The 5,092-nt window shown below is 59.9% G+C and carries 3 protein-coding genes and 2 pseudogenes; 4 read left to right on the plus strand and 1 reads right to left on the minus strand.

What is annotated here, in order from left to right:
* Window positions 1–801 precede the first annotated feature (801 nt).
* Together ENZ75_RS20260 and ENZ75_RS20265 are read left to right on the plus strand one after the other, a co-directional pair.
* The gene (locus tag ENZ75_RS20260) at window positions 802–1,140 is read left to right on the plus strand and encodes a helix-turn-helix transcriptional regulator (RefSeq protein WP_063169282.1); all 339 of its coding nucleotides are present in this window, start codon (window positions 802–804) and stop codon (window positions 1,138–1,140) included.
* The gene (locus ENZ75_RS20265) at window positions 1,130–2,446 is read left to right on the plus strand and encodes a HipA domain-containing protein (RefSeq protein WP_063169281.1); all 1,317 of its coding nucleotides are present in this window, start codon (window positions 1,130–1,132) and stop codon (window positions 2,444–2,446) included. The genes ENZ75_RS20260 and ENZ75_RS20265 overlap by 11 nt, the downstream gene beginning before the upstream one ends.
* Before the next feature lie 569 nt (window positions 2,447–3,015).
* On the opposite strand, the gene ENZ75_RS20270 is transcribed toward ENZ75_RS20265, so the two are convergent.
* On the minus strand, window positions 3,016–3,375 hold the full coding sequence (locus ENZ75_RS20270) for a hypothetical protein (protein WP_126066776.1): 360 nt from the start codon (window positions 3,373–3,375) through the stop codon (window positions 3,016–3,018).
* Between the two features lie 516 nt (window positions 3,376–3,891).
* Here ENZ75_RS20270 and ENZ75_RS35190 point away from each other — a divergent pair.
* A pseudogene (locus ENZ75_RS35190) lies at window positions 3,892–4,425 on the plus strand (IS21 family transposase); the annotation flags it as partial.
* A gap of 10 nt (window positions 4,426–4,435) precedes the next feature.
* Window positions 4,436–4,749, plus strand: a pseudogene (locus ENZ75_RS35195) (ATP-binding protein); the annotation flags it as partial.
* Window positions 4,750–5,092 lie beyond the last annotated feature (343 nt).

Genomic DNA, 5,092 nt, shown 5'->3' on the forward strand with positions numbered 1-5,092 from the left:
CCTTCGGACGCATAGATCAGGTTGACCACGCCATCGGGAAAGCCGGCCTGATGGCGAGAGCAAACATTGCACCTAGCCACGCCACGATAAGATCGAGCGCGGCTTCGTTGCGTGCGGGTCTGTGGTCAGTGGAGGGCGGAGGAAAAGCGCTCGGCGTGCTCGCCCTCGCGATACCACTGGTTCGCGCCGGCAAGCGCCAGTTTCTGAGGCAAATCGCCGAACAGCTGGTAGAGCCTTACTCTCAGGGCTTGGCATCTATGTCGCCTACGACCGCCACATGCAGCCCGTCGCGTGCGAAAGCGGCTTTGTGGAAGGCGCTTAGATCGGAGGGCGTTACGCTAGTCAGCCTCCCTTGGGCGGTCTCGAATACGGATGCGTGCGTAGATTCCGCGCCGCCAGGCCAGCTCGGCGATCGCATGAGGTTCGCGCTCATTGGCAATGATTTCGGAGAGAAGCTGGGCGCGTATGCGGTCGAAAAGTGCTGGTGTAGCCGGATGCGGGTCCCGCCGCCGAGAATGTCGGCCAGCAGTCGAGCGCCGCGGCCCCGCACCAGGGACCGCCCATGAATGACTCATGCGAGGCGTCTCAAGGCTGTCCGCGATCCAGCGCCAGATCTCCGCCTCGCCCGAGACGCGCAGAGCTGGCCGGTTGTGCAGGAGCCGTCGGCAATATCCGCCTTCCTCGTTCGGATGGGTAACGCTTGCGATACGGAGTCTTGACTTTGGCAGTCGCTCTGTGACATTACCTATATAAAGTTCGAAAGAAGGCGATATGGATCATGCATAGGTCACAGAGACCCGAATGAAGGCAACGTATAAACGCACCTATTCGCGCTACGCGATGGAAGCGCTTGGCCTTTTCGGTAAGACCATCCGGCTTGGCCGGATGCAGCACCGGTTAACCGCACAGGAGTTAGCCGAGAGAATCGGTGTTTCACGCAGCACCCTGCAGCGCATCGAGAAGGGCGATCCCAAAGTCGAAATCGGACTGATGTTCGAAGCTGCTGCCATTGTCGGTGTGAAGCTGTTCGATGCCGACGGCAATGGCATCACAGCCCTCACAGGCCGCATGGACGATCGCATCGCGCTGCTGCCGAAGCACGTCTACAAGGCCGGCAAGCAGATCGTCGATGAGTTCTAAGGTCCCCAAGTACGACGAAGCCTATGTCTGGGTCTGGCTGCCGGGCGAGACCGCGCCGGTTGTCGCCGGGCGGCTATATGCCCATGACGGACTCGTCAGCTTCAACTATGGCAGGAGCTTTCGTGAACTGGGAAGCGCGATCCCGCTTTATCTCCCGGAACTGCCCCTGAAGGCAGGCGAATTGCCTTTGCTTCCTGGCCTAACCATGCCGGGATGCATCCGCGATGCTGCCCCTGATGCCTGGGGACGACGGGTTATCCTAAACCGCAAATTCGGTGTGAAGGGCGATGAAATCGCGCGGCTCGATATTTCAGAACTGACGTTCTTGCTGGAATCAGGCTCGGACCGCATCGGCGCGCTCGATTTTCAGTTTTCGCCAATGCATTACGAGCCGCGCGCACTGGCCAATGCCACTCTCGAAGAGCTTGTCCAATCGGCGGAGCGGGTAGAGAAAGGTATTCCGCTCACCCCCGAATTAGATCAGGCGCTGCATCACGGCAGCTCGATCGGCGGCGCAAGGCCAAAGGCGCTGATCGAGGGTGACGCCGTCAAGCATGTCGCGAAATTTTCCTCGTCTGCCGACCTTTACAGCGTCGTCAAAGGAGAATTCATAGCCATGCGGCTTGCCGCCTTGTGCGGCATCAGAGCGGCATCCGTCTCGCTCGTTCGCGCCGCAGGCAACGACGTGTTGCTCGTCGAGCGATTCGACCGGATCAAGGTCACGGGCGGCTGGCAACGCAAATCCATGGTCTCAGCGCTGACGATGCTCGCGCTCGATGAGATGATGGCGCGTTACGCCAGCTACCAGGATTTGGCGGAGATCATTCGCCACCGATTCACCGCGCCGTCGGAAACTCTGCGCGAGTTGTTCAGCCGCATTGTCTTCAACATACTTTGCGGCAACACCGACGATCATGCCCGCAACCATGCGGCATTCTGGGACGGCGCTAAGCTCACCCTCACGCCTGCGTACGATATTTGTCCGCAGGCCCGCAGTGGCCAGGAGGCCAGCCAGGCCATGCTCATCAGCGGCAATAACCGCATGAGCCGGATAGCGTCCTGCCTTGAAGCGGCGCATCACTTCCTGCTCAGCGCGCCGGAAGCTCTTGCGATTGTTGAAGGCCAGCTCCGATGCATTGCGGAGAATTGGCCGCGTGTCAGCGAGGAAGCTACGCTATCCGGCACAGATCGCAATCTGTTCTGGGGCCGACAGTTCCTCAATCCCTACGCTTTTACGGCGCTGGAAGGAAGCGCCGACGTTCTCCGCGCTCTGGCTGACGAACTACGCAACAGTGTTCACGCCTGATCCGGCGCTGGATTTCGGACAAGCTCGGCAAGCGCAAGACGCCCACAATATCGACAACCCTTGCCGTGCCAGGACGAAGATTGAACAAACGGCTCTTCAACAGTGACAACGTGCACTGCGGAGAGATGTGGAGCTGACACCGCAAAAGCCCAAGACGCGCGACTTCCCGCGATACAACTCCACATAACTGAGCGTCTACAAGCGGTGCAGCCAGCCAAACATCCAGCCATCAAAGCGATGATCGTCTGATCTTTTGCCGATGACATCACGTCGGGGAAGCCTTGTTCGAGCGCTTGCCGCTTCATATCGATACCGGCCTGGGCGTAGCGCATCGTTAGTTCAGCCCGAGTGGCCTGGCCATCGACTGATGGTGGCGATGTCAACACCCGCCTTGACGAGGTGGATGGCCGTCGTGTCCCGCAAAGGGCGATGATGGATGCTTTTTTCCGCCATGGTGGTTCCTTCGCCCGCAGCCATGTGTGCGCAGCAAGTATGGAACACCGAACCGGGTGAGCAGTGTGGGGCGGTCGTTGCTTTGCTCGGCGGGACAGGGCGATACCAGACGAAGGTCACAATCGAAGATTCAGGATCCCTGAACTCGTGCATCCGTATTGAACATCAGCGAAAACAGAGCGTAATCCCGCTGTCCAGAAGGCGTGCGGCGGACGATACGCGCCAGGACGCTCTTGATTTCCGGGCTCATCGAGATATTCGACAGGTGCCACCCACGCGCCCTCTTGAAGGGAAGTGTCACCACCAGTTGCAGCGTATCCTAATATTCGGGGTGCTCCGAAATCAGGAACCGCGCAAAGGCATGCATCGCCGCCAGCCTTGCATTGCGGGTCGCAACTGCCACGCTCGACCTCAAGTGATGTGAGAAAGCTGCCCATCCTGTCGGTATTGATGTCGGAGACCGCTTCTTCTTTCAAGAATATCTTCCCGCTCTCCCGCGGCATGAGCCCGTGGCATGCTTCGGCCCAATGCTGTGGATTGATGTTTCTTCATGCCACAACCTCGCTGACGAGACCGCCGAAAGCCCCTTCAAAGCGGTCGGTGGCGATCTCTCGCAGCTTTGGAAGGTAGTGCATTGATTTTTCGTGGAATGGGGACCCTGTTTAAAGGGTGATTTTCGTCCAAACGGGACCCCTTAACGATGGGGTCATCAAGATGCCTCCGGCTTGATCGGAGGCATTTGTGTTTTGGATGTTGGTTTTAGAGACGATTGCAAAGATACGTCGGCTGTCGCTGGTCCAGGGGAAGTCGATCAAAGCGATCTGCCGTGAGCTGAAGATCTCGCGCAAGGTGGTGCGCAAGGTCCTGCGTTCTGAGGAGACGCAGTTCCGCTACGAGCGCAAGCACCAGCCCTATCCCCGCATGGGAGCTCGGCGTGAGACGCGGGACCGGCTGCTGTCGGCGAATGCGGCCAAGCCGCAGCGGGAGCGGCTGCCGGTCGCTTCGACGGCTTCCATTGCATTCCCCCGTCGGTGTCGAAGACCTGCACGGTGCGCTTCGACAACAACAAATACTCGGTGCTGTCGAGTGCCGTCGGTCGGCCCATCGAGATCCATGCTTATGTCGATCGGATCGCATCCGCCAGAGGATGGCGTGGTCGTGGGAGAACACGTTCGCTCCTTTGGCCGCAACGAGGTCGCCTACGATCCCTGGCACACGGCGCGCGCCGTTCCTTGGCTGGGTCGTGCGGTCGGCAATGGAGAAGGTGCGGCGCAGCTCAAGGCGGTTGATGACGTCGACCGGCAGATGGTGTTGATCCTCACCTGGGTGCTGACCGACGGATTGAGCGCGGTCGAGGCCGCCTGTCAGGAAGCCATCGAGCACGGTGCATCGTCGGCGCCGGTGATCCTCAACATCCTGGCCCGCAGCCGCGATCCGGCGCCGGGCACGATCCTTTCCATTCCCCAAGCGCTGAAGCTAGCTCACGAGCGGTCGCCGACTGCACCCGCTATGACAGTCTCAGGAGGACAAACAGCCATGGAACGCACCGAGGTACTGGAACTGATGGGAGCGCTGAAGCTCTACGGAATGCGCAGAGCCTATGACGAGATCATGGGCGCGTCGCCATCAAGCGACGGCACGAGCCGCCCAGGATTGTCGGTGATCTCTTGCAGGCCGAGATATCGGAGAAGCAGGCCCGCTCCATCAAATACCAGTTCGCTGTCGCCAAGTTGCCGCTGGCCAAGGACATCGACGACTTCGACTTCGCCGACACGCCGGTCACCCCCTGATGCGCGATCTCGCCCGGCCGCGCCTTCGTCGCCGATCAGCGCAACATCGTCCTGGTCGGCCGCCTTCACGGGTCACCCAACTCGCGCGGAAGGTCGACCGCATTGCGACGGGCGCGTGTCGACTTCCCAACAATGTCAGACAGGAGACGCAACGCTATCGGAGCGATCGCATTGCCCGAAACGATTTTCCCAGTTGGCACGACAATTGCGGTCCTATGCGCAAAAGCAAACTAGACCTGAGAGCCGCACCGCATGAATGTAGCCTCCCAATATCTGCCGCTTGTGGCGCATCACGAAGCCGGGCACGCGGTGGCCGCCATCGTTTTGCACCGTCAGACGTTCGACGACGACCGTGAACTCCCTGCTTTCTCAAGTGTTAGTATTTACCCCGACGTCGGTGACG

Source organism: Mesorhizobium sp. M7A.F.Ca.CA.002.04.1.1, assembly GCF_004022805.1.
Classification (GTDB): domain Bacteria; phylum Pseudomonadota; class Alphaproteobacteria; order Rhizobiales; family Rhizobiaceae; genus Mesorhizobium; species Mesorhizobium ciceri.

Bases quoted from the DNA above. Each gene is read 5' to 3' on its own strand.
- ENZ75_RS20260 (WP_063169282.1), top strand. From the start codon at position 802: ATGAAGGCAACGTATAAACGCACCTATTCGCGCTACGCGATGGAAGCG.
- ENZ75_RS20265 (WP_063169281.1), top strand. From the start codon at position 1,130: ATGAGTTCTAAGGTCCCCAAGTACGACGAAGCCTATGTCTGGGTCTGG.